This window comes from Lactococcus protaetiae, from assembly GCF_006965445.1.
GTDB lineage: Bacteria > Bacillota > Bacilli > Lactobacillales > Streptococcaceae > Lactococcus > Lactococcus protaetiae.
In genome coordinates this window covers 1,471,194-1,493,942 of the sequence record NZ_CP041356.1, presented here as the reverse complement: position 1 = coordinate 1,493,942, position 22,749 = coordinate 1,471,194, and the positions used below count along the sequence as shown (strand labels likewise).

Sequence of the window (22,749 nt, the reverse complement as noted above, 5' to 3'; positions counted from 1 at the left end):
AGATAAAAATTCCTCATTGATTTCATCAATTCTACGGATTTTTTTCCTAAATTTCTACGCTGCTACCAAGCGCAGTTTTCACTTAATCACAACCGCCTTATCCGTCCGTTCCACCATGCGCCCAATCTCAAAAGCACCAAGTTCCTGTTTTACTGCTGCTGCATTCTCAGGCGAAACCGCCAACACCATACCAAGACCCATGTTGAAAATCTCGAACATTTCTTCGTGCTTGATTTTGCCGTATTTTTCAAGCGCTTTGAAAATCGGCAAAATATCCCAACTTCCCTCAGCAATCTCCGCGGCAAGTCCATTTCCGAACATTCTCGGAATATTTTCAACAAAGCCACCACCAGTAATATGAGAAATCCCCTTGATTTTCTTTTCTTTAATCAAAGGCAAAAGTTCCCTCACATAAATCTTAGTCGGCGTCAAAAGCACATCAATCAAAGGTTGCTCAAGTTCAGGCAAAACAACATTCAAATCAAAATCAGCAAAAACCTTGCGCACCAGCGAATAACCATTTGAATGAATCCCAGATGAAGCCAAACCAAGCAGAACATCGCCCTCAGCGACATTTTTCTCCCCATCAATCAGATTCGCTTTCTCAGCCACACCAACCGCAAAACCTGCCAAATCATAGTCCTCTGCGTCATACATACCAGGCATTTCAGCCGTTTCGCCACCAATTAGCGCACTACCTGCCTGTACACAACCTTCAGCAACACCTGAAACCACCTGCTCCAACTTTTCAGGCACATTTTTCCCCGTCGCAATATAATCAAGAAAATACAAAGGCTCAGCTCCAGCTGCAATAATATCATTCACACACATCGCCACACAGTCAATCCCAATCGTATCATGCCTATCGGCAGCAATCGCAAGCATCAACTTTGTCCCAACCCCATCAGTCCCAGAGATTAGCACTGGCTCTTTCACATCAAGCACCGACAAATCAAAAGCGCCACCAAAACCACCAAGCGCACCTAGCACCCCCAAACGTTCGGTTTTAGCCACGTGCTTCTTAATCCGTGAAACCACCTCATATCCCGCTTCAACATCAACACCAGATTTTGCATATGCATTCTCAGACATTTTTATTCTCCGTTTTTTATTTGATAACTCTATGTTAAATGATTTGTTCGGAAATAAAAAGTTCCAGTAGGATATACTGGAACTTTTTGGGGTTATTGTTCGGATTTAGCGTTATCGTCTTGTAACAGCAAGTACTCCTCAAGAAGTTTGGTTAAACGTTCCTTTTCACGACTTCCATCCGTTGGAAAACGTTGTAATTTAACACCACAAACTTCTAAAATATGATTTTTCAGCTTATCCCGTTCGAACTGCGCAGTATTTTCATTATGAAAAGTCACACCATCTACCTCAATCGCAAGTACAGGACTTTTGTCCATCTTACTCTCAATTAAAAAATCAATTCGAGTATTAGAATTTACAGCATATTTTCTTTCTCGTTCACTTAATCCTAAACCATCAAAATCTCTAATCAATAATTTCAACTGATATTGAGGCACAACTTTAAATTTACTAAATCTATCTTCGCCCAAAATCTCCTCAATGAGTGAAAACATCAAATTTTCACTATCAAACCTTGACTTGTATTTTTTCCCTTTCAAATATCTTTTTCGCGCTTCTTTATTTACCTCGAAGAGATAGTCAAAAATAGAATAAATTTTACTTTCAGAAACATCAAAATTGTTATATTTAATATAATTTATCAAATCTGAAATATTATTATTACGCTTTTCCTCACCATTTCCATTTACAACCAAAATAAATTTTTTAATGGCTCGTGAAACCGCCACATTCAAGCGATTAGGACTTGCAGAAAATTGTGTAATTTTATTATCAACTGTTGAGAAAATAATTTTATTTTTCTCACGCCCCTGATATTTATCAACAGTATCCGCAGAATAGCCTTCTTCTGATAGCATTTTTTGAAGTTCATTAGCTTGTTTTCGATAAGGCGTAATCACTCCCCACTCGTTCTTTTCTTCATAGTCATGTAAAAGAATGTTCTCCACTTCATCAAGTTCTCTTTGGTTTTTGTGTCCAATAGACCACCTCATATGCTCACTAGGCTTTGTCGTAATGACTGCCAACGGAGACGCTTCGGAAGCCTCACTTTTTGATAAGACAATCAACTCGTCATTATAAAATTTCTTATTACAAAATCCAATAATTTTCGAGTGACAACGATAATGTTCTCTCAACAAGGTTGAAGCACTGTTGGGAAAAACTTCTTTAATAGATTGAAGCAAACTATGCGTAGAATATTGATACGACTCCGATAAATTGTAACTTTTAAAGATTTGTTCAGAATTTATTTTATCTTCCTTAGTTACCACATTTGGAAGTTGTTTCAAATCCCCAACAATCACAACATTTTTTGCACAAGACAGTGCGAGCGCTCCTGTCGCCAAATCGACTTGAGACGCCTCATCTAAAATGACATAATCATACAAAGGATTATCAGAAAAAATTACACTCAATGAAAAAGTTGTACTCAAGATAACGGGATATTCCTGCAAGACAGCTTCGGAATTTTTCCATAAATTCCCCTCTTCCTTAGAGCCACCATCTTTAAATTTTCTTCTCTTCCTGCTATGATAATTATCATGAAGGAAAGCTTTGAAATATTTCATTGACAAAGTTTGATAATCTTGTAATTTACCTTCAAATGAGAAATGCACTAAAATATCTTTACATTCTGTGATTTGTAGTTCGAGTTCTCTGAGTAATTCATCATAAAAATTTTTCTGACATAAGAAAATAAATTCGTCAGAGGCATGGCTATAAATCTCTTGGTTACTAATCCCTAATTTTATACGGTTAACAAGTCTTCTCCAAACATTGAATTGTTTATTTCTAATAAGCAAATTTTCATATCTAACCCAGAGTTCCATAAAATTTTCAGAAGATAATTTTTTATGGAGAATAATTTCACTATCAGAATCAAATTGCTTCCCATAATCTTCTACAAAATATTTACGTTCAAGTCGAATTTCTTCATGTTTTTGTTCAAGTTTCGCGAGTTGATTTCTTGCAGCTAGCTTGCTTTGTAAATCATCATATAGTGTATGAATTTCAACTAAAAGATTTTCTTTCTGCTTTTGGTCTTTTTTCCAATTTGATAACTCGGGAATTTCAGGCTGATGATCAATAAAATATTTTTTCCTACTTCCACCTTCTTCGACAGTCCCTCCAAGAAAAGCAGCAAAAAAGCTCAAATCATATTTTTGAAGTTTTTCAAATACATTAGAAGTCGCTGAGTTATTACTAGAAGCCACTGCAACTTTTTTATCATGCATTATTGCATTCGCAATAATATTTAAAATGGTTTGCGTCTTTCCCGTACCAGGAGGTCCTTCTATAACACTGATTTTATTCTGAAAAACCTTTTCTACCGCTTCTTTTTGGCTAAGATTAAATCCAAAAGGAAAAATCGGAATATCAGAAATTTTCTCTGCATTTTGAGTAAAATTTCCTTTCAAATAATCAGCCAAAACGCTTTGCTTTCTCACAAAACATTTCCCATAATTTTTACTGAGTAACTTAGTTCCATTATAATCTAATGAATTAATCCCTGCTAGTTCTTTAAAATAATCGAAAGTTCTCTTTGTTTCTAAATTATCTAGTGCCGATTTTTCAATTTTTACCCGGCTTTTTTCATAGACCTCAAAATAACCATTCTCATTTATAATTCGGATATAATCTTTAAATATTTGCGCAAAATCAAAATAAAAATTTTCCTTCCCATCAATCCAAATTTTTGTAGTATCAGAATTAACTTTTTCAATCACTTTAAAGAACTGTGCTCTACTAAATGAATAGTTATAAACTTTCTCATTACCCACATATTTAATTACAATTTTATTATAATTTTGCTGCACATATTCAACTTTCGTTGTAGCATCTTCTCCATCTATAAAAAGTAAAATATTTCTATTTTTTTCAAGAATATCGTAATAACCCATCTCTTCCCTTCTCCCTTAAGCATAGATAAACTTAACTCTCCCCCCCTATTACTATTTCAATCTATCCTTTGTCACTTTTATCACCAATTTTATCAATAAATCACTAGCGGTAAATTTATGAAGATACTTGTTCACAGATGCTGATGGCTTCCTCATCAACTCTTTCAGCATTCCTATGGCGATGAAAGGAACTATCTACAAAACATGATTCACCACCTATAACCAACCTCAACACCAGACTTCAAGTCAGCATTCTCAGCCATCATCTTCCCCTATTCAAAGATTATTATATCTCTATCATAATCAAATGTCCGAAAAAAATTATAATTTTCCACCAATCCCTTAAATTTCTCTACAAAAGCACTGAGCTTTTCAAAGACCGTTTGTTTTTTGGTGTGATATGCTGGATTTAAGGGCTCATTTTTGGCAATGTTTCATTGAGCTCATTTCCATTTTCACTTGCATACTCGCGTTTAAGCGAAGCTTGAATATAACGTTTTGTACTTTGTTCATTTAGCCCTTCTTCTTTAATGAGTTTGATCATTTCTTTTTGTTGCTCTTTTTGCGCAAAAGTATAAAATTTCTCAAGAATTTCTGGACGATTTTTAATCGCATCAATGTCTGTATGACGGATAAAATCTACAATTAGACTTTCCTTCGCACGATTTCCAACGCTCGCACGGATTGTCCCTATAATTTCATCAATCAGCTTATCTTTATCCGAAACCTTTTTATTTGTTTCAAAAATAAGTTCCAAAATATAGTCCAAATTAATTTCTTGGGATTTCAAGAGCTCTACTTCAAAAGTAACGCTATCCCAATCTACAGTTGATTCTCCTTGCTTTTTATTCCGCCGTTCATTCGTATACCACTCGCGAATATCATTATAAGTTGAGCGATAATCTTGTATTTCTCGAACATTTGGAATTTCTAGTTGTTCAAGCTCCTGAATCTTTTCATCATCTAAATAAAATTTTGTTTTAAGTTCCTCAACCGCCTGCTCATCTGATAAATCAATTTCTTGTAAAGCTTGCAATCCTGCAAATTCATCATAGTTTTGCAAGATATTATCCAGTTTCAAAAATTCGCCGAAGAGTTTAACAAATTGCTTTTTATCTACTTCCTTAACAATTTTACCTGGCTCTGGAAATTTCTCTTTTAGCTCATGAACAACATCTAAATAACCTCGCCTAGCTTCATCAGTTTCATCATCTTTAAAGCCATTCATATATTCGTTATATGGTCGTTCAAGGAGAACTTCTGCTGTTTGTGATTTTCCAAATAGAGTAATCGCTGCTTTTGTTTTACTTTCCAAATCACGGAAGGTCACAATATTTCCAAAAGATTTGGTCGCATCATAAATTCGGTTAGTCCGTGAAAAGGCTTGAATCAAGCCATGATACTGCAGATTTTTATCCACAAATAAGGTATTTAATGTCGGCGCATCAAAGCCTGTCAAAAACATCCCGACGACGATCAATAAATCTACTTCTTTGTTTTTAACTTTTTCAGCTAATCGTTTGTAATATTGTTCAAATTTTTCAATTGATTCACTTGTACCAAAGCTGTGATTATAATCGTCAATCGCTTTCGTCAGAAATTCTTTTGCAGATAAATCTAATGCTGTTGGTTCAAAGCTTTCATCTTCAATATCACCAATCGCATTTTGGTTTTCATTTGCTGCAAAAGAAAAAATGGTCGCAATCGTCAGCTTCTTCTCAGATTTTTCTTGTAATTTTTGGAGTTCTTCATAGTAAAGTTTCGCTGCTTCGACACTTGATACAGCAAACATAGCATTAAACCCTTTTCCTGCTGTTCGGTGCGTTTTCTGCGCAAAATGATTTAAGATATAGTCTGAAATTTCATGAATCCGTGTGGGATGAAGTAAGGCTTGTCGATTTTCAGCCGCTGATAATTTCTGATCATCTGTTTCAGATTCTAGCCTTGCAAACTGTGGACGAACATCATTATAATCCACCATAAATTTTAAAACTTTTTGGTCGCGAATGGCATCCGTAATCACATATGAATGTAATTCTCGCCCAAATACGGAAGCTGTTGTTTCACTCCCCAAAGCATTTTCAGGAAAAATTGGTGTCCCTGTAAAGCCAAATTGGTAATAATGCTTAAACTTCTTTTTCAGATTCTTTTGTGCTTCACCAAATTGACTACGATGGCATTCATCAAAGATAAAGACCACTTGCTTGTCATAAATCTCATGTGCCTCTGTCGTTTTCATGAGATGATTGAGCTTTTGAATGGTCGTCACAATGATTTTATTGTCTTCTTTTTCAATATTTCTCTTCAAGCCAGCTGTGCTATCAGAACCATTCACACTATCTGGTGAAAAACGTTGATATTCTTTCATCGTCTGATAGTCGAGATCTTTTCGATCTACCACAAATAAAACTTTGTCAACAAACTCCAGCTCCGTCGCAAGGCGGGCAGCTTTAAACGAGGTCAACGTTTTACCAGAGCCTGTAGTGTGCCAGATATAACCCCTGTTTCAATCCCTGCTTTTAATTTTGAATCATGAGCGGATTTAATTTTCCAAAGAATACGCTCCGTTGCAGCAATCTGATAAGGACGCATGATTAAAAGCGTGTTACTTGAATCAAACACCGAATAGTTCATCAAAACATTGAGTAGTGTTCGTTTACTTAAAAAAGTCGCCGTAAAATCTTTCAAATCTTTAATCGGCTCGTTATCTTTACGCGCCCAATTCATGGTAAAATCATAGGAATTTTTATCCCGTTTTGTGGTATTAGCAAAATAACGGGTTTCTGTGCCGTTTGAAATCACAAAAATTTGGAGATACTTGAAAAGAGAAGTTTCTCCGTTAAAGCTTTCTTTACTATAACGATGAATCTGATTAAAGGCTTCCCGAATGGATACCCCACGCTTTTTCAATTCAATCTGCACCAAAGGCAGACCATTCACTAAAATCGTCACATCGTAACGATTAGCATGACTGCCTTTTTGCTTCATCTGATTGATGACTTGGACTTTATTGCGCGCAATATTTTTCTTATCCAATAGATAAATATTTTGAATATGCCCATCATCAAAAATAAAATCATAGACATGGTCATCATGAATTTTACGTGTACATTCGATAATGCCATCACTTGGTTTATTAATGTATTCTGATAAAAGACGTTCCCACTCACTATCTGAAAAATGAACAGCATTTAAATCTTCCAGTTGAAGCCGCAAATTTCCAAGTAAGGCTTCTGGTGTCACTAAATAATTAGCATAATCATAGCCTTGCTGTTGCAAATCTGAAATCATCTCACGTTCAAGGTCTGCCTCAGATTGAAAGCTCCCTTTTTGTTCAAGTTTTGTCCATTTGTCAAGGACGATGAAGTTGTTGGATTCTATGATTGGGGAAGTTTCGGTTGCTTCTTGCATTATTGCTCCTTATTAAATTTATAGGTGTCTTCTAACAGTTCAACAAGATATTTTAACATTTGTTTTTCTTGATCATTTGCTTCAGCGATTTCATCTGTTGTATATTTAGAGTGGCTTGAAATATTTATAATCCTGCTTTCGTAAGCCTTTCTGCTATCTTCTGGCAATAAGCTAGTCCAGTTTTTATAGCCCAAAAATGTTGAAGTTTTTTCCAGCAAATTCCTTAAAAAATTAAAATGATATTTGGTTATCTCGTTAACTTTGATTGCATGATGAAGCTCTTCTAGCAAAGTTAAATGATACGAAAATGGAGAATCATTTGACTGTTCTTTTAGTTCAAATGTTCCGTCTTCCAATCGCTTCAAAAAATATTTCTTTGCTTTATTGAACTCATTGTGCAATACATTATAAAATAATGGGTTATGCGTTGTGAGAATAAATTTAACATCTGATTCACTAGACTTTATCAAGGTTCCCAAATCAACAGCCGTCTCAATCAAGTGATTTTCATCTAATGAGCTCACTGGATCATCAATAAAGATATACTTTAACTTATCAAATTCATCTGTTTCTCTATCTTCCACTACATTCAAGATATCCACAACATTTTCAATTAGAGAGTAGAAAATACTCCAAATAAAATTACTTTCTTCTCCTTTTGAAATTTTTACTAATTCATAATCATCCTCATTTCCCCTCTGATAAGAGAAGGATATTGCTTCTACGTGGTTTTCATAGCCAATAGTTTCCCCTTTCTCATCTTTTATAGGAGGAAGTTCAAATTTGGGAACTAGCTTGTTATCAGTATAATGCTGAAAATGTTCAATAATACTTTGGTCCTGACCTTGCTCAAAAATAATCCAATCAATAAAAGAATTGGACTGAACAATTAATTTCCTATCAGTATCCTCTTCTAAATCATTATCCCAATAAAACAAATCCTCTGTAAACGCATTGTAGTACAAAATTGTATCGCGAGCCATACTATCCGTTTCGATATCTTTCGCATCACTTGGCTGTACTAATTTCTTAAATTCACGCGACAATCTTGTTTTTCCCGTTCCATTGAAAGCATAAATGAGCTGAACTTTTTTATCGCATTCTTTTAACTCTTCTGCAATCTCACTCAAAGTTTTTCCCATAATTATTATCCTATTTTTTACCAAACCAATCATTTATAAAAATTATCTAGAATTTCTTTCCGTTCAGCTATAATTCTTTGAAATTCCTTTTTATCCTCAACCTCATAAAAGATATCGTCATCAAAGCTTTCCACTGTGTCTGTGAAATCATTTAGAACATTTTCATTCAAAATGTAATCTATCATATCAGGGAGCTCTGCAAAATCAAAATCTAAAGAATCAATTTCTAAACTATCTACTGGATAAATTGCTTTCCCCTGTTCTATCAGATACAAGATTAACTCCTGTTTTGCACGTCTTATCTTATCAAACTGGATTTGTAAAGAAGCGTTCCGATTTTGATATGCTAAATAAACGTATCTGCTCTCTTTTTGGTAGTTAATCTCATATACAAAAACTCCTTTTTCATGACTTAAATTTTCAAGAATACTATAGTATTTTGCTATGATACGTCCAACAGAACTACCAATAACCTCTAATACAGTTTTCCTATTTGTTAAATCTTTAGAATACCTTTTAAGAAACTCTATAAAAAGATGATAGTAATTATCCTCCTTGGTGTCTGCATGAAGATTCATGTACCTTTCATGATTATAATAGTGCGATAAAAGTTCAAGAAGATTATTTTCTCTTTTTTCAAAATGAAGCTCTGGAAATAATCTTTTCAGGCGTTGCTGAAGTGCCTCCATTTTATGGCTTTTTAGTAATTCAAGATCACTCTTTTCATAATCCTCATCCCTATCCTTTGGAAACAAATATAATTTAAGGATTGTCTTTTGAACTCTCTCAATTCCAATCGAAAAATGGTAAAGAGCCGTAAATATTTTATCTTGGTTTTCTCTAACTATTAGATGTGCATTAGCTTCTTGAAAAGTTCCTCCTGCTCTACCATAATCAACAGTTTTATCCATTAGGTCTGACAGTTCTATTGGAATATCAACTTCAAAGTCTCTTATTTTATTGACTTCCTTTATACCGGCCCAAATAAAATTTGCAGCAATCTCTAATTCACTTACTAAGTGAAAACCATACTCAAAGATTTCATTTCCCATCCTATAAACTCCTAAAATTTTATTTTTTTAAAGCTTAATAACTGCTCTCGCCAATACTCATACTGTTTTTGTCGGAGCTCAATCTCCCTTGGTAAGCCCACTATCAGGTCTGACGTGAGGGTATCAAAGCGATCGAGAATTTCGACGATGTGGGTTTGTTCTGACAGAGAGGGCACTGGAATTTTCATAGTTGATAAATCTGCTGACGATACACGTCGAACTTTTGTTCCTGTAATTTTTTTCTTTTTAGCTGATTGAAACATTGTGGTTTGAATGTAATAAGCTAAAAATTTAACATTTTGTTGATGTCGAAAAAGCATCATATCTCCCGAAATTGCAGCTTTTTCGCCTAACCAAGCGAGTGGTTTACATACATCTTCATCATTTTCAGAGGTTGTCGCAAGTAACAAGTCATTTTTATCAGCAATCTTGAGTTTCTTCGCTAAGTCAGCAGAAACGTAGCTAAAAGTTTGATTAGCTGACAGTCCATACTTTGTATAAATTTGCCCATAATGAATGGCTGGAAAACCATTTTCTACAAAATCCGCTTTTTGCATTCCATTACCGCGCACAAACTCACCGATTTCCCCTAACGTTGTCCAAATCACTTTTACCAAATCATCCAGCGAAACGCCAACTTTCTCAGCGGCTTCACGCAAAACAAAGAGATAGCTGCTAATTAATGGCTGGCTGGCTGGCTGGCTGGCTGGCTGGCTTTACCACTATTTGCGGTAAATGTCAAGAGCTGTTCACGATAATAAGCATATTGTTTTTGACGCAAGGCGATTTCCTCAGGCAAAAGTCCTGACACGTCCTCCGTCAGTGCTTGGAACTTATCGAGGATTTCCACGATTTTGGATTGGAGGTTGAGGGGAGGTATAGCGATTTTGACTTTTTCAACCATTGGTTTGGTTAAACTTGGAATTCCTGTCTGCACACCGCCCAATTCTGCTTGTGTTAGAATATAATTTAGAAATTTAGTCGAAATGATTTCTTTATCAGGTATTAAAGTTAGCAGACGTACAATCGGTGTAAATTTTGCACTTCTTATTGTATGCCAGCCTAAAGTTCCGCGTGCGGAAATTGTAACGGCCTCATCATCAATGCGATAACTATTGGCAAATCCATATAAGCTCTGATTTCCTGTACCATTTGAATAAATCGGATACGGAAATTCCTCACTGGGTTCTTTCTGACCTTTGTTATATTTTTCAGGTAAATCTCCGCCAGCCAAAATCGTTGCCACTTCCCCAAAGTCGTCCACCGAACAGCGAGCGACTCGTCCGAGTCGCTCTGACCGCCAGGGAAGGTCAGCAATTTATCCCGATAAAACGAATATTGCTTTTGGCGTAACGTCAGCTCCGCCGTCAGCTCCGTAACATAATCTGTCATTTTGTCAAGTATTTCGACACATTTTTGCTGGATTTCGAGGGAGGGGATGGGGATTTTATATTTGTCAGTATCAGGCGTAGCAATCTGTGGCATTTGCATTTTTGAACCAAGATTTTGAAAATATTTCTCATTCATTTTCAAGAAATAGTAAACATACTTGATATCAATATTTTCATCTTCACTATGATATGACCACATCTCAGCCTTATGAGAAAACGGCTTATCATAATATTCAAATTCAATAATCCCGCGAGATTTTACAATTATAGACGTCTCAGTCAAAATATCTTTTTCAGGAATATCGTCAAAGTTGACGAAAGCAACAGTTTTCCCTCCTGCAAAGATTTTGACTGGTCCGTTAGATTTGTCAACCTCTTTCATCTGCTTTGCAGTAATTTTTGTGCCTTTTGTTCTGACAAGAATTTCGCCAAGTGGTTTCCACTCTACATCTGCGCCTTGGATAAGGTCTAAAAGATTATTCATTTTCTTCACTCCACATTTCCGTCAGGTTTATATCATCACTAGATGGGCGTAGCTTCTCTTCTTTTGAGATTTTAGCAAATACTGGAACCTGCATACTATTTCCTGTGATTATAACTTCTCCTTTACCTAAACTGGGAATCATCTGAAATGAGCTAGCATCAAGAGTAGGCATCGTATTCTCGAGCATGCGCAAATCTTTTTCATTTACCAGCCGATGAATGAAATAGTTATGAACTTGAGAAAGTATCGTTGGTGAAATATCGGCTGGACGTTGCGAACTCAGGGTTAAGTAAAAGCCAAATTTCCGTCCCTCTTTTATTATTTCTTCAAATACCGTCAAACGATAATCTTGCCAGTCGTCATTATTATTTCTAAATTGGTCATTTAGAATATTATGAGCCTCATCAATAATTAGATGTTTAGTTTGCTTTGCTTGATTTTCCGAAACACCAATCTTTTGTTCATCATAAATCATCTTTGAAAGAAGCATTGGCAGTAATCTTGTTATTTCTTGATTTGCATGCAACAGAGAAATAATATTTAAGGTTGAGAACTCATTCTCGATAGAATTTTTTATTTCAACTACTTTTTCTAAACTGTCAAAAGCTGTTTTAATCCTGTGAAACAACGGATTGATAAACTCAATATTAGTAGATTTCCATGCAGACACATATACTTTCTGAAATTGTAAAAAGCAAGCCAATTTCTGAATTTCACTTGCCGAGTTAAAAGCATCACCCAGAGCACTAGCAAGTTCCTCTAATTTAAAAAATTGCTCTCCTCTAATACTAATATTGTTATTTTCAACGATAACCTCATTGCTTTCGTTGTAGATATTCATATTTCCATAACTTTTTTTGAAATGATTATTCAAGATTCCGTCAAAAAGCGATTTATTAATTTGTAATGAACTCGCAGCCTCAACCCATGCATCAATAGAATTACTTTCAACTTTATCTGTTGAAATTATTAATGATTTTAATAGTCCTATTTCAAGATTCGCAAATGACATTCCATCACTAATTTTTTCTCTGTAAGTACGAAGTGCATTTCTCAAAAAAGGAACTTGTGTTGCAGGTCTTGCGTCAAAAAGAATTGACAAGATATCTGCATCAAATAAATAACTTTTTTTAACTGGTAGTTTTTGACCATTCTGAGGTTTTCGAGTATTAATTCCAAAGATTCTCTTATGGTTTTCATCAATACCAAACAAATCTTTTCCAGTGTATTCTCCATTAAAATCAATAACGAAAAATTGAGAGTGCTTGATAATTTGGGGTAAATACTTTGAACGAAATAACTCAAGAAAAACCTTGTGCAAGGTATTTGATTTTCCACTTCCAGTGTTTCCAAAAATCCCAATATGGCTGGCAAAAAGTTGATTTATTGAAAGAAGTATTGGCTGATTTTCAAGTATAGATTTCCCAACACAAATAGTAGCATCATTTTGATGAAGATTATATATGATTTTTATCTCTTCTTGAGTTGTTAAAGTGACTTCATTCCCAACCATCGGTACAACAGAACTAGTTACTTGAAATATACCGTCTTCAATTATTCCTTGTGTTTTAAGATAAATGACCCTATTGATGGAGTTCTTACTATACCTATTATCAAACTCCGTACTCTTGATAGTATTTTGCTGGTCAACTACCTTCTCAGAGATAACTTTAGCAATAATTTTTGAATAATTTTGATTAATTGTTAAAAATGCACCAACTTTCGGTCCTGACAAAATATTTCCAAACCAGATGTAATTTGTATCGTTTGACATATCATACATTCCAACTTGCGCCACAGTACCGTCCACACCGACAATAACACCGAGTTTTTTACTTGGAACTTCCATTTTCTTTCAAATCCTCCAAACTGGAACCATTTAGAATCTCGGTCAAAACTTCTAGTGTCAACTTATCCTCTATTTCTACATTTTCAAAAATATCCCTTGGTGTTAAAACCTTAAAGTTCACCCTCTCAGATATTTTGATATTATTAAGTATATCTATTTTTGCTTTATCGTCATAAGCAAAAACATAAGTTAATAATTCAGGATTTTGTATAGCACGCGAGACCATTTTAGAGATATGAGGGTCCTGAAAAGAAAAGCCACTCACAAATAAAACAGTTTGTGGCTTATCTAACTCTAGTTGAAAAAGACGAAGCATTTCATGAAAGTGATTATTCAAGAATGTGTCCTCTGATTCAAAACCTAGAGGATTAACCACTTCGGAATTTGAAACTACTTCATTCTTTATTTGAATTTTGCCATCACTGGTTTTCTGCCAGTTAATTGATCCATGAGGTTTAATCAAAGAAATTTGTGGGATTTCACTGATATAGTTATCGTTAAGTCCTTTATAGGAGACCAATCTATTATAATTTTGTCCATCCAAATAACGCTCAAAATACCCACTTGCTCCATCATTAAAAACTAGTCTGTTAGTTTTCAGGACATTGTCAGCAGATTTTTCAATGAACAAGTCATAATTTGTAGAAAAAATATTCGCGCTTCTTGGAGTCTGACGAGAATTCGATAGATTTAATACAGACACAATAGACTGCATAAATCCATCAAAGGATTTCTGTAGATTCGCTACATCTTCCCCAGGACTGTCACTCAATAATTCGCTACTAACCTCAGATACTTTGGCTGTCAGCTTCTTTGAAACATCTTCTTTATCATTAACACTCAAAGAAACCCATGGTTTATTTTCAATTTCATCATTTCGATAGGCCTTATCACCCATACCCGGAATCACATCAAAACATACACCAGAACCTATCAAAAAGTTCAGTTGCTTTGTTATTGCTAGACTTCTAAGTTGCTTTGTTATATCTTCTCTTAACTTTTTCATTTTTTCTTCCTAACTTCCCGCTTCCTTTCTTTCCCAAGCTTCGTAATACCATCCAGATAAGCTTTTTCAACCTATGCCAAGGAGAATGCTTGCATTGATCTGGGAGGGACAGCACTTGTGTTGTCCGTTTTTTTAACAACTTAATCGTCATCCACCTCAACCTCTGGATAAAAATACTGAACCCACTCTTTATAAACAATCTTGCGCCGCTAAACAAGTCTCAATCAAATAACCCGATTGAGTCGCAAACTCACGCAAACCACGATAGTAAAATAACTTTTTATCATTATCAATCACAAAGGGCACAATGTCCTGTTTCAAGCATTCCCGAAAAAGAATCAAACGTCCAACTTGACCATTCCCATCTTGGAAAGAATGAATGCGCTCAAAATGCTCATGAAAAGCGATTAAATCATTAAAAGTAACTGCTGGTTTTGTCAAATATTCAACAAGAAGGTTGGAAATATCTGAGTCGACATTTTCTGGCAGACTTGTCTTAATATCGCCAACTTCATTCGGAATTTTTTTCCAATCGCCAACATTAAAATAAGCATTGTGACTATCGCTTGTGCCTTCTTTTAGGATTTTGTGAAAAGTTTTGATGATTTTCTTGCTCAAATCTTCTTCAATCGTGTCAAGCAGATAATCAAACGCTCGAAAATGATTGCTGGTTTCGATAATATCATCAACTGGCAGACCGTCCGCATCAAAACCAACCGTCTTTGTTTCAAAGACATAGCGCGTCTGTTCTTCGGTCAGTTTACTGCCTTCAATTCGGTTGGAATTGTAAGTCAAGCTGACTTGTGTTTTGTGATAAAGCCCACCTTTAAGACCGTTTTTTCGTTCTTCTAGGAGTTTTTCTAAAATTAGATTTTTCATTTACTTAACTCCTTCACAATCTCATCAATATCAGCTCGCAATTTATCAATCTTCTCAACAGTCACCTTGATGTCTTGATTAAGTACATCAATATCAATCTTCTCCGTCAAATCCTCTGCTTCCACATAGCTAGAAACAGAGAGATTATAGTTATTTTCGACAATCGCATCAAATTTGACGGCTTTTGAGAAATAGTCCAACTCTTCTTTTTTATCAAAATGAGCAAGGATTTTATCGATGTTATCAGTCGTTAGAATGTTATTATTAGTTTCTTTTTTGAACTCTTTGCTTGCATCAATAAAAAATGTATCAGTATTCGACTTATTTTTTGCCAAAATCAAGATACAAGTGGCGATACTTGTCCCAAAGAAAAGATTGCTGGGCAGTTGGATAACAGACTCCACAAAGTTGTTGTCAATCAAATATTTACGAATTTTCTGCTCGGCACCACCACGATAAAAAATCCCTGGGAAAGTGACAATCGCGGCACGACCTTTGGCGGACAAATAACTTAAAGCGTGCATGATAAAGGCAAAATCGGCTTTTGATTTGGGCGCTAAAACACCTGCTGGACTAAAGCGGTCATCATTAATTAAAGTTGGATCATCTGAACCAATCCATTTGATGGAATAAGGAGGGTTAGAGACAATGGCATCAAAAGGCTTGTCATCATTGTGCAGTGGATTGATAAGCGTATCTCCACGTTTAATATCAAATTTATCATAGTTGATATTATGTAAAAACATATTCATGCGTGCAAGGTTATAGGTGGTCATATTGATTTCTTGACCAAAGAAACCTTCTTCGATGATATGCTCTGAGAATTGCTTTCTCGCTTGAAGCAAAAGAGAGCCTGAACCACAGGCAGGGTCATAGATTTTATTGATTTTATTATGTTCATCTTTCCCAAGCATGACAATTTTAGCTAGTAGTGCTGAGACAGATTGAGGTGTGAAAAATTCGCCTCCTGATTTACCAGCGTTTGAGGCATAGTTTGAAATCAAGAATTCATAAGCATCACCAAAAAGATCGATTTGATTATCTTCAAAACGACCAAAGTTCAGTTGATTGATTCCTTCAAGGACATCGGCTAAGCGTTTATTCTTCTCTGCAACCGTATTTCCTAAGCGATTACTGGTTGTATCAAGGTCATCAAACAAACCTTTGATGTCATTTTCCGAAGCATAGCCAATCGCACTTGATTCGATGGCGGTAAAAATTGCTTTGAGGTCTGTATTCAAATCAGCATTTTCACGCGCAGTCTTCTCAACATTTGAGAAAAGTTGACTGGGTGCAATGTAGTAACCCTTCGTTTTTACTGCGTCATCAATAATCTCAGGGCTAATCGCTTCATCTGGGTAATCCGAATAGTGAACTTCTGGGTCACCTGCTTCTATATAATTTTGAAAGTTTTCACTGATAAAACGGTAGAACAAAATCCCTAGAATGTACTGTTTAAAGTCCCACCCGTCCACAGCGCCACGAACTTGGTCAGCAATAGACCAGATATTTCGTTGTAGTTCTTGTCTTTGATTTTGTGCTGTCATTCTCTCTCCAAACTCTTTTTACTTCCTTTAATTTTACCATTTTTTACCTTTTTATTCAGCCAAGAGCAAGCAAAAAACCGCTGAAAATCATGCACTCAGCGGTTCTAATTTTTATTCAGAAATAGACTGAATCTCAAAATCAATCTGCCCATCATTCAACTCTACCAAAACCTTCGATTTCGGTAAAATCTTCCCACCAACAATCAATTTCGCGAGTGGATTTTCAATAACTTTTGTCAGATAGCGTTTCAGTGGACGCGCGCCATAGGCTGGTTCGTAGGCATTTTCGGCAATCCATGTCTTGACCTCGTCGGTCAGCTCAAGGGTCACTTCCATTTCTTCCAAACGTTTGGTCAGCAGACTCGTCATTTTGACGATAATGTTTTTAATGTTGTCAAGCGACAAAGGCTTGAAGATAATCGTGTCGTCAATCCGATTGAGAAACTCGGGTTTGAAATGCGCACGGAGTTGCGCCATGACGGCTTCATTGACCTCTTCTGACAGCTTTCCGTCAGCACTGACAGCGTCAAGTAAATACTGCGAGCCAACATTTGACGTCATAATCAGCACTGTGTTTTTGAAATCAACCAGAACACCTTTGGAATCTGTCAAACGCCCGTCGTCCAAGACTTGCAAGAGAATATTGAACACGTCAGGGTGCGCTTTTTCAATCTCGTCAAGCAGGATAATCGTGTAAGGATTGCGCCGCACGGCTTCGGTCAGCTGGCCACCCTCGTCGTAGCCGACATAGCCTGGAGGGGCGCCGACCAGCCGCGATACACTGTGCTTTTCCATGTACTCGCTCATGTCAATCCGCACCATATGCTCCTCGCTGTCAAATAGATTTTCAGCCAACGCCTTGGCAAGCTCAGTCTTACCGACCCCAGTCGGACCGAGGAAAAGGAAAGAACCCAGCGGACGATTGGGGTCTTGAATGCCTGCCCGCGCACGGATAATAGCATCAGATACTGCCTCAACGGCTTCATCTTGCCCCACCACACGCTCGTGCAAGGTTTCTGGCAGATGGAGTAGTTTTTCACGCTCGCCCTCAACCAGCTTGGTAATGGGAATGCCTGTCATGCGCCCGACCACTTCGGCAATTTGCTCCTCTGTGACAGACTCTTGCACCAAACTCAAATCATCAGATTTCGCCTTCTCTTCAAGTTCCTTGAGCGTTTTTTCAATTTCAGGAATTTTGCCATAGCGCAGCGCTGCAGCTTTTTCGAGATTGCCGTCATTTTGCGCCTCATCAAGCTCATGACGTGCTTGTTCTAGCTCGTTGCGTTTTTCAGAAATCTTGCCGACTTCCTTTTTCTCCGCTTCCCATTGGCTTTTGAGTTGATTATTTTCTTCACGAAGTTCAGCGATTTCGGCACGTAAGATTTCCAGCCGTTTTTTAGACGCATCATCGCGTTCTTTTTTGAGTGCTGCTTCTTCGATTTCAAGCTGCATCAGACGACGATTGGCTTGGTCAAGCTCGGTGGGCAAAGAATTCATTTCCACCCGAATGGTCGCGCAGGCTTCGTCAACCAGGTCAATCGCTTTGTCGGGCAAAAAGCGGTCAGTGATATAGCGATTGGATAGAGTTGCAGCTGCCACGAGCGCGTTATCATGAATCGTCACGCCGTGATGAATTTCAAAGCGCTCTTTCAGCCCACGCAAAATGGAAATCGTATCCTCAACCGTTGGCTCTGTCACTAAAACCTTTTGAAAACGGCGTTCTAGTGCCTTGTCGGTTTCCATGTATTTACGATATTCGTCGAGTGTAGTCGCACCAATCAAATGCAGCTCACCACGTGCCAACATTGGCTTGAGCAGATTTCCTGCATCCATCGAACCTTCGGTTTTACCTGCGCCTACAATCGTGTGCAGCTCGTCAATGAACAAAATGATTTGCCCATCAGACTTTTTGACCTCGTTCAGCACCGCTTTCAAGCGTTCTTCAAACTCGCCCCGATATTTCGCACCCGCAATCAATGCGCCCATATCCAGCGAGAAAATCGTCTTGTCTTTCAGATTTTCAGGCACGTCCTTGCGCACAATCCGTTGCGCCAAACCCTCAACAATCGCTGTTTTACCAACACCCGGCTCACCAATCAGCACCGGATTATTTTTCGTTTTCCGAGAAAGTACGCGAATCACATCGCGAATCTCCTCATCACGCCCAATCACAGGGTCTTGCTTGCCCGATTTGACCTGTTGTACGAGGTCCACACCGTATTTTTCTAGCGCTTTGTAAGTTTCTTCTGCATTTTGACTCGTCACTTTATCACCTCCACGTAGATTTTTCACGGCTTCATCAGCCTTTTGTCTGCTCACGCCATGCGTTGTCAGATATTGGGTCAATGAATTTTGCCTCAACTCAAAGAGCGCCAGCAAGACGATTTCGGTTGAGAGATATTCATCGCCCATTTTCTTAGCAATCTGATCTGCTTCATTCAAAAGTTTGAACAAGTCTTGACTCAGCCCTTGCCCATAACTGACCGAACTGCCTTCCACTGATGGAATCTTGTCAATTTCTTGCTCAATCACGGACGTAAATTCGTCCAGATTGATCCCCAAATCCTGATAAAAATTTGCTCCAAAACTATTCGGTTGCACAAAAATCCGCCACAAATGCGGAATCTCAATCGCCTGCTGATGCCGCGTCTGCGCAATTTGCTGCGCCGCAGCAAGACTTTCTTGCATTGTTGTTGTCATTTTTTCGATGTCCATAATTAAGATGTGAGCCCGACTGCTCTGAAGCGTAACAATTTAGGAAAATGAGGTTCTGCATAGCGTGCAGGTTCCATTTTATCTAATTGTATAGCTTCAAGGAGGGCGAACTCAATTTCACTCCTTTTCCATTCAGTTTTTAGTGAGCTCTTCTCACTACATTCCTATTATACCTGATTGGTCAGTATTGGTCAAACTTTTTGATTGTGAAAAATACTGACAGAGATTTCTGTCAGTATTCTCATCTGTTATCAGTAATGATGGATTTTATCTCACCCCATTCTTCTCCAAACTCTCCAAATATTCCTCCTCATAATCATAAAGCGGCGTAGGATATTTCCCGTCAAAATAGGCAAGTGTGAGCTTGTCGTGTCCGATAGCCTCGACGAGACCCTCTTGGCTGAGGTAGGTCAGGCTGTCAGCGCCGATGAGGGTGCAGATTTCGTCGGTGGTGTGGCTGGCTGCGATGAGTTCGTCGCGGTCTTGGATGTCAATGCCGTAAAAGCAAGGATATTTGAGGGCGGGGCTGGCGATGGCGACATGGACTTCGGCTGCGCCTGCGTCTTTGAGGAGGCGGACGATGCGCTTGCTGGTGGTTCCTCTGACAATGCTGTCGTCAACCATGATGACCCGTTTACCCTCAACAACACCACGGACGGCGCTGAGTTTCATGCGCACGCCTTGCTCGCGGAGCTCTTGGGTGGGCTGGATAAAGGTTCGTGCCACATATTGATTTTTAATCAGTCCCATTTCGTAGGGCAGACCGCTTTCTTCGGCATAGCCACTGGCTGCGCTGAGCGAGGAATTTGGCACACCGATGACGATATCCGCGTCAATATGCGCCTCGCGGGCAAGAATTCTGCCTGAACGCTTGCGAGCAGTATGCACGTTGACCCCCATGATATTGCTGTCAGGGCGTGCAAAATAGATGTATTCCATACTGCAAATCGTGAGATTGGTACTGTCTGTAAATTGGTCCACATGAATGCCGTCATCATTGATTTCGATGATTTCGCCGGGTTGGACATCTTGTAACCAAGTCGCACCGACCACATCAAAGGCACAAGTTTCAGAGGCAACAACAATCGCACCATTGCTCATTTGACCGATAGAAAGTGGACGGAAGCCATTCGGGTCAAGCGCCGCCAAAATCGAATGCTCGGTCATAATCAGGTAGGCAAAGCCGCCATGCACGGTGTTCAGCGCCTCTTTGACCTTGCCCATAAACTCAGGATGATGACTGCGGCGAATGAGGTGCATGAGGATTTCAGTGTCCGAGTTGGAGCTAAAAATCGCGCCATCATGCTCCAGCTCTCGTCTGAGCGACTGCGCATTGGTCAGATTGCCATTGTGCGCCAAACCCAGACCGCCATCGTGAAAATCAAAGTGAAAGGGCTGAATATTGTTGATATCAGCCGAGCCAGCAGTGGCATAGCGGACGTGGCCAATGGCTGCGGAGCCTGAAAGCAGCTCAAGGTCTTTTTCGTCTTTGAAAACTTCTGTGACCAGTCCTAAGCCACGATGACGACTGAGTTTTCCGTTGTCATTGACTAAAATTCCTGCACCTTCTTGACCTCGGTGTTGTAGAGCGTGCAGCCCGAAATAGGTCAAACGAGCTGCGTCTGGATGTCCCCAAACGCCGAAAAGCCCACATTCTTCGTTGAGATGCGAACGCTCGTCATCGGGGTGCGTTTGCCACCAATTTTTTCTTACGTGGGGGGATTGATTTTTGTCTTGTCAGCCATTGGTTGCTTTTCCTCGTCAATTTCTTTGTTTATAGCTTTATTTTAGCTGGATTGTCTGGAAATAAAAAGCTCTAAGTGAGATTTTTGGATTTTTTGGAAAAGATTGTTCGGAAAAAATAGTTTTGTCATCCGTCAGTATGCTGACAGAAATAAAATGAACTGACAAATTACTCTGTCAGTCCATTTTTCTAATCTTCGTAATAAGAGCGTGTTTCCGTAACCTTGCCACTCTTATATTTTACTTTTGATGCTTTGATGGTCTGGTGCGTTGTACCATCAGTGTGCATCATTTTTTGAATGCGCTTATCGTTTTTGATTTCGTCAGAATAGGTCGCTTTGTCGCCATTTTCCGAAAGCGCATCGCCCACGGCTGCGATGATGTCAAATATTCCCAAGTCAATCTCCGTTCATCGCATCAATCCCGCACTGAATGAGAAAATCCATACAGTTTTCGCAGTAGCTGTCTTCTAACTCATCTTCCCAAAATTCGCCGCCGCATTCTTCGCAGATGGCTTTACCCTCTTCAAGTATTTCGCTCATAATGTTGCCTCCAATGTTGGTTTGACAAGATTTGTCAAACCTGATGTACGTAGTATATCAGCGATTTTTGAGCAGCCATTGTTCGGAAATTTGCTATTCCCAATAGGCTTCGTCACCAAAATCAAGGTGCTGCGCCTCTTCTTTGTAAGCCTCAAACTCATCAAGTGCCGCTTCAAAAACTTGCTTGCTGAGCTGATAAGCGTCCTTGCCCATGAGATAGTGCATGGGCGGATTATCCAGTTCAGCCACCTTGATGAAAGCTTTGGCTGCGAGAGCAGGACTGCCCGCTTGAGTTCCAGAGTAGCTATTCAGGCGCTCAAGCGTCTTGTGCGCTACGGCATAATCTGCAATCTCAGCGGGGCTGCTTTCTTTCGAGCGTCCTGCCCAATCTGTGCGAAATGAGCCAGGCTCAATATTAGTCACGAAAATCCCTAAGGGCTCAACTTCTTTGCGCAATGTTTGGAAAAGTCCTTCCATCGCAAACTTTGTCGCGTGATAATAAGCGAGCGTTTCTGTCGTTGTCAGTCCACCACGACTGACTGTATTGAGAATGCGCCCAGACTTTTGCTTACGCATATAAGGCAAAACAGCGAGTGTCATGTCATTTGCGCCCCAAAAATTCGTATCCATCATGCGTCTGACGGCAGTCTGATCCGATTCTTCCATGACGCCAAAATAGCCAAAGCCTGCATTGTTGACCAAAACATCAAGCCGACCAAATTTTTCAATCGTGGCAGTCACTGCAGCACTGATAGAAGCTTTATCAGTGACATCAAGCCTTGCCTTGAGTACATTTTCGCTGTCTGGTAAGTCTGTCAGTGCTGACAGATGACGCGCGGTGGCGACCACTTTGTAATCTTGCGCAATGAGTTCTTCAACAAGTGCGCGCCCGAAGCCTGTGGAAGAGCCTGTCACGAGCCACACTTTATCATTGTTTGTCATTTTTGAAATCTCCATTTCTTAGTTTATGAGTCTATTATAAACCTTGAAGTGCAC

14 protein-coding genes and 3 pseudogenes are annotated in these 22,749 nt (G+C 38.5%); all 17 read right to left on the bottom strand.

All coding sequences use genetic code 11. The annotated features are described in order from the left end of the window. Window positions 1–78: 78 nt before the first annotated feature. The gene (gene purM, locus FLP15_RS07230) at window positions 79–1,092 is read right to left on the bottom strand and encodes a phosphoribosylformylglycinamidine cyclo-ligase (RefSeq protein ID WP_142766560.1); all 1,014 of its coding nucleotides are present in this window, start codon (window positions 1,090–1,092) and stop codon (window positions 79–81) included. A gap of 92 nt (window positions 1,093–1,184) precedes the next feature. Beyond that, window positions 1,185–3,992, bottom strand: a complete 2,808-nt coding sequence (locus tag FLP15_RS07225; protein WP_142766559.1) for an AAA domain-containing protein — start codon at window positions 3,990–3,992, stop codon at window positions 1,185–1,187. A gap of 272 nt (window positions 3,993–4,264) precedes the next feature. Continuing rightward, window positions 4,265–7,403 (bottom strand): annotated as a pseudogene (locus tag FLP15_RS07220) (type I restriction endonuclease subunit R). Continuing rightward, entirely contained in the window at window positions 7,403–8,545 is a 1,143-nt protein-coding gene (locus tag FLP15_RS07215) for an AAA family ATPase (RefSeq protein ID WP_142766558.1), read from the bottom strand. Before FLP15_RS07215 ends, FLP15_RS07220 begins: the two are co-directional and overlap by 1 nt. A 29-nt stretch (window positions 8,546–8,574) precedes the next feature. Then, window positions 8,575–9,597, bottom strand: a complete 1,023-nt coding sequence (locus FLP15_RS07210; RefSeq protein ID WP_142766557.1) for a hypothetical protein — start codon at window positions 9,595–9,597, stop codon at window positions 8,575–8,577. 11 nt (window positions 9,598–9,608) lie between these two features. Continuing rightward, entirely contained in the window at window positions 9,609–10,256 is a 648-nt protein-coding gene (locus FLP15_RS07205) for a restriction endonuclease subunit S (protein WP_223804574.1), read from the bottom strand. A 20-nt stretch (window positions 10,257–10,276) separates the two neighbouring features. Further along, a complete protein-coding gene (locus FLP15_RS13110; protein WP_223804573.1) occupies window positions 10,277–10,843 on the bottom strand; it encodes a restriction endonuclease subunit S in 567 nt (188 codons plus the stop codon). A gap of 170 nt (window positions 10,844–11,013) precedes the next feature. Beyond that, window positions 11,014–11,472 (bottom strand): annotated as a pseudogene (locus FLP15_RS13105) (restriction endonuclease subunit S); the annotation flags it as partial. After that, window positions 11,465–13,321 carry an ATP-binding protein gene (locus FLP15_RS07190; RefSeq protein WP_142766554.1) on the bottom strand — a complete coding sequence of 619 codons (1,857 nt, stop codon included), beginning with the start codon at window positions 13,319–13,321 and terminating at the stop codon, window positions 11,465–11,467. The gene FLP15_RS07190 and the pseudogene FLP15_RS13105, both read right to left, overlap by 8 nt. Beyond that, the gene (locus tag FLP15_RS07185; protein ID WP_142766553.1) at window positions 13,305–14,327 is read right to left on the bottom strand and encodes an SIR2 family protein; all 1,023 of its coding nucleotides are present in this window, start codon (window positions 14,325–14,327) and stop codon (window positions 13,305–13,307) included. Before FLP15_RS07185 ends, FLP15_RS07190 begins: the two co-directional genes overlap by 17 nt. A gap of 189 nt (window positions 14,328–14,516) precedes the next feature. Next, the gene (locus FLP15_RS07180) at window positions 14,517–15,206 is read right to left on the bottom strand and encodes a Fic family protein (RefSeq protein ID WP_223804572.1); all 690 of its coding nucleotides are present in this window, start codon (window positions 15,204–15,206) and stop codon (window positions 14,517–14,519) included. Continuing rightward, a complete protein-coding gene (locus FLP15_RS07175; RefSeq protein WP_142766552.1) occupies window positions 15,203–16,753 on the bottom strand; it encodes a type I restriction-modification system subunit M in 1,551 nt (516 codons plus the stop codon). The genes FLP15_RS07180 and FLP15_RS07175 overlap by 4 nt, the downstream gene beginning before the upstream one ends. Before the next feature lie 111 nt (window positions 16,754–16,864). Next, window positions 16,865–19,468 (bottom strand): ATP-dependent chaperone ClpB, encoded by a 2,604-nt coding sequence (gene clpB, locus FLP15_RS07170; RefSeq protein WP_142766551.1) that lies wholly within the window; start codon window positions 19,466–19,468, stop codon window positions 16,865–16,867. A gap of 267 nt (window positions 19,469–19,735) precedes the next feature. After that, window positions 19,736–21,145, bottom strand: a pseudogene (gene purF / locus FLP15_RS07165) (amidophosphoribosyltransferase); the annotation flags it as partial. Between the two features lie 256 nt (window positions 21,146–21,401). Next, window positions 21,402–21,608, bottom strand: a complete 207-nt coding sequence (locus FLP15_RS07160; RefSeq protein WP_142766550.1) for a hypothetical protein — start codon at window positions 21,606–21,608, stop codon at window positions 21,402–21,404. Between the two features lies 1 nt (window position 21,609). After that, entirely contained in the window at window positions 21,610–21,753 is a 144-nt protein-coding gene (locus FLP15_RS12730) for a hypothetical protein (RefSeq protein WP_190288263.1), read from the bottom strand. A 93-nt stretch (window positions 21,754–21,846) separates the two neighbouring features. Further along, window positions 21,847–22,695: an oxidoreductase gene (locus FLP15_RS07155; RefSeq protein WP_142766549.1), complete on the bottom strand. Its 849-nt coding sequence runs from the start codon at window positions 22,693–22,695 to the stop codon at window positions 21,847–21,849. Window positions 22,696–22,749: the final 54 nt, after the last annotated feature.

Bases quoted from the DNA above. Each gene is read 5' to 3' on its own strand.
- FLP15_RS07210 (WP_142766557.1), bottom strand. From the start codon at position 9,597: ATGGGAAATGAAATCTTTGAGTATGGTTTTCACTTAGTAAGTGAATTA.
- FLP15_RS07190 (WP_142766554.1), bottom strand. From the start codon at position 13,321: ATGGAAGTTCCAAGTAAAAAACTCGGTGTTATTGTCGGTGTGGACGGT.
- FLP15_RS07155 (WP_142766549.1), bottom strand. From the start codon at position 22,695: ATGACAAACAATGATAAAGTGTGGCTCGTGACAGGCTCTTCCACAGGC.
- FLP15_RS07180 (WP_223804572.1), bottom strand. From the start codon at position 15,206: ATGAAAAATCTAATTTTAGAAAAACTCCTAGAAGAACGAAAAAACGGT.
- FLP15_RS07175 (WP_142766552.1), bottom strand. From the start codon at position 16,753: ATGACAGCACAAAATCAAAGACAAGAACTACAACGAAATATCTGGTCT.
- FLP15_RS12730 (WP_190288263.1), bottom strand. From the start codon at position 21,753: ATGAGCGAAATACTTGAAGAGGGTAAAGCCATCTGCGAAGAATGCGGC.
- FLP15_RS07225 (WP_142766559.1), bottom strand. From the start codon at position 3,992: ATGGGTTATTACGATATTCTTGAAAAAAATAGAAATATTTTACTTTTT.
- clpB (WP_142766551.1), bottom strand. From the start codon at position 19,468: ATGGACATCGAAAAAATGACAACAACAATGCAAGAAAGTCTTGCTGCG.
- FLP15_RS07185 (WP_142766553.1), bottom strand. From the start codon at position 14,327: ATGAAAAAGTTAAGAGAAGATATAACAAAGCAACTTAGAAGTCTAGCA.
- FLP15_RS07215 (WP_142766558.1), bottom strand. From the start codon at position 8,545: ATGGGAAAAACTTTGAGTGAGATTGCAGAAGAGTTAAAAGAATGCGAT.
- purM (WP_142766560.1), bottom strand. From the start codon at position 1,092: ATGTCTGAGAATGCATATGCAAAATCTGGTGTTGATGTTGAAGCGGGA.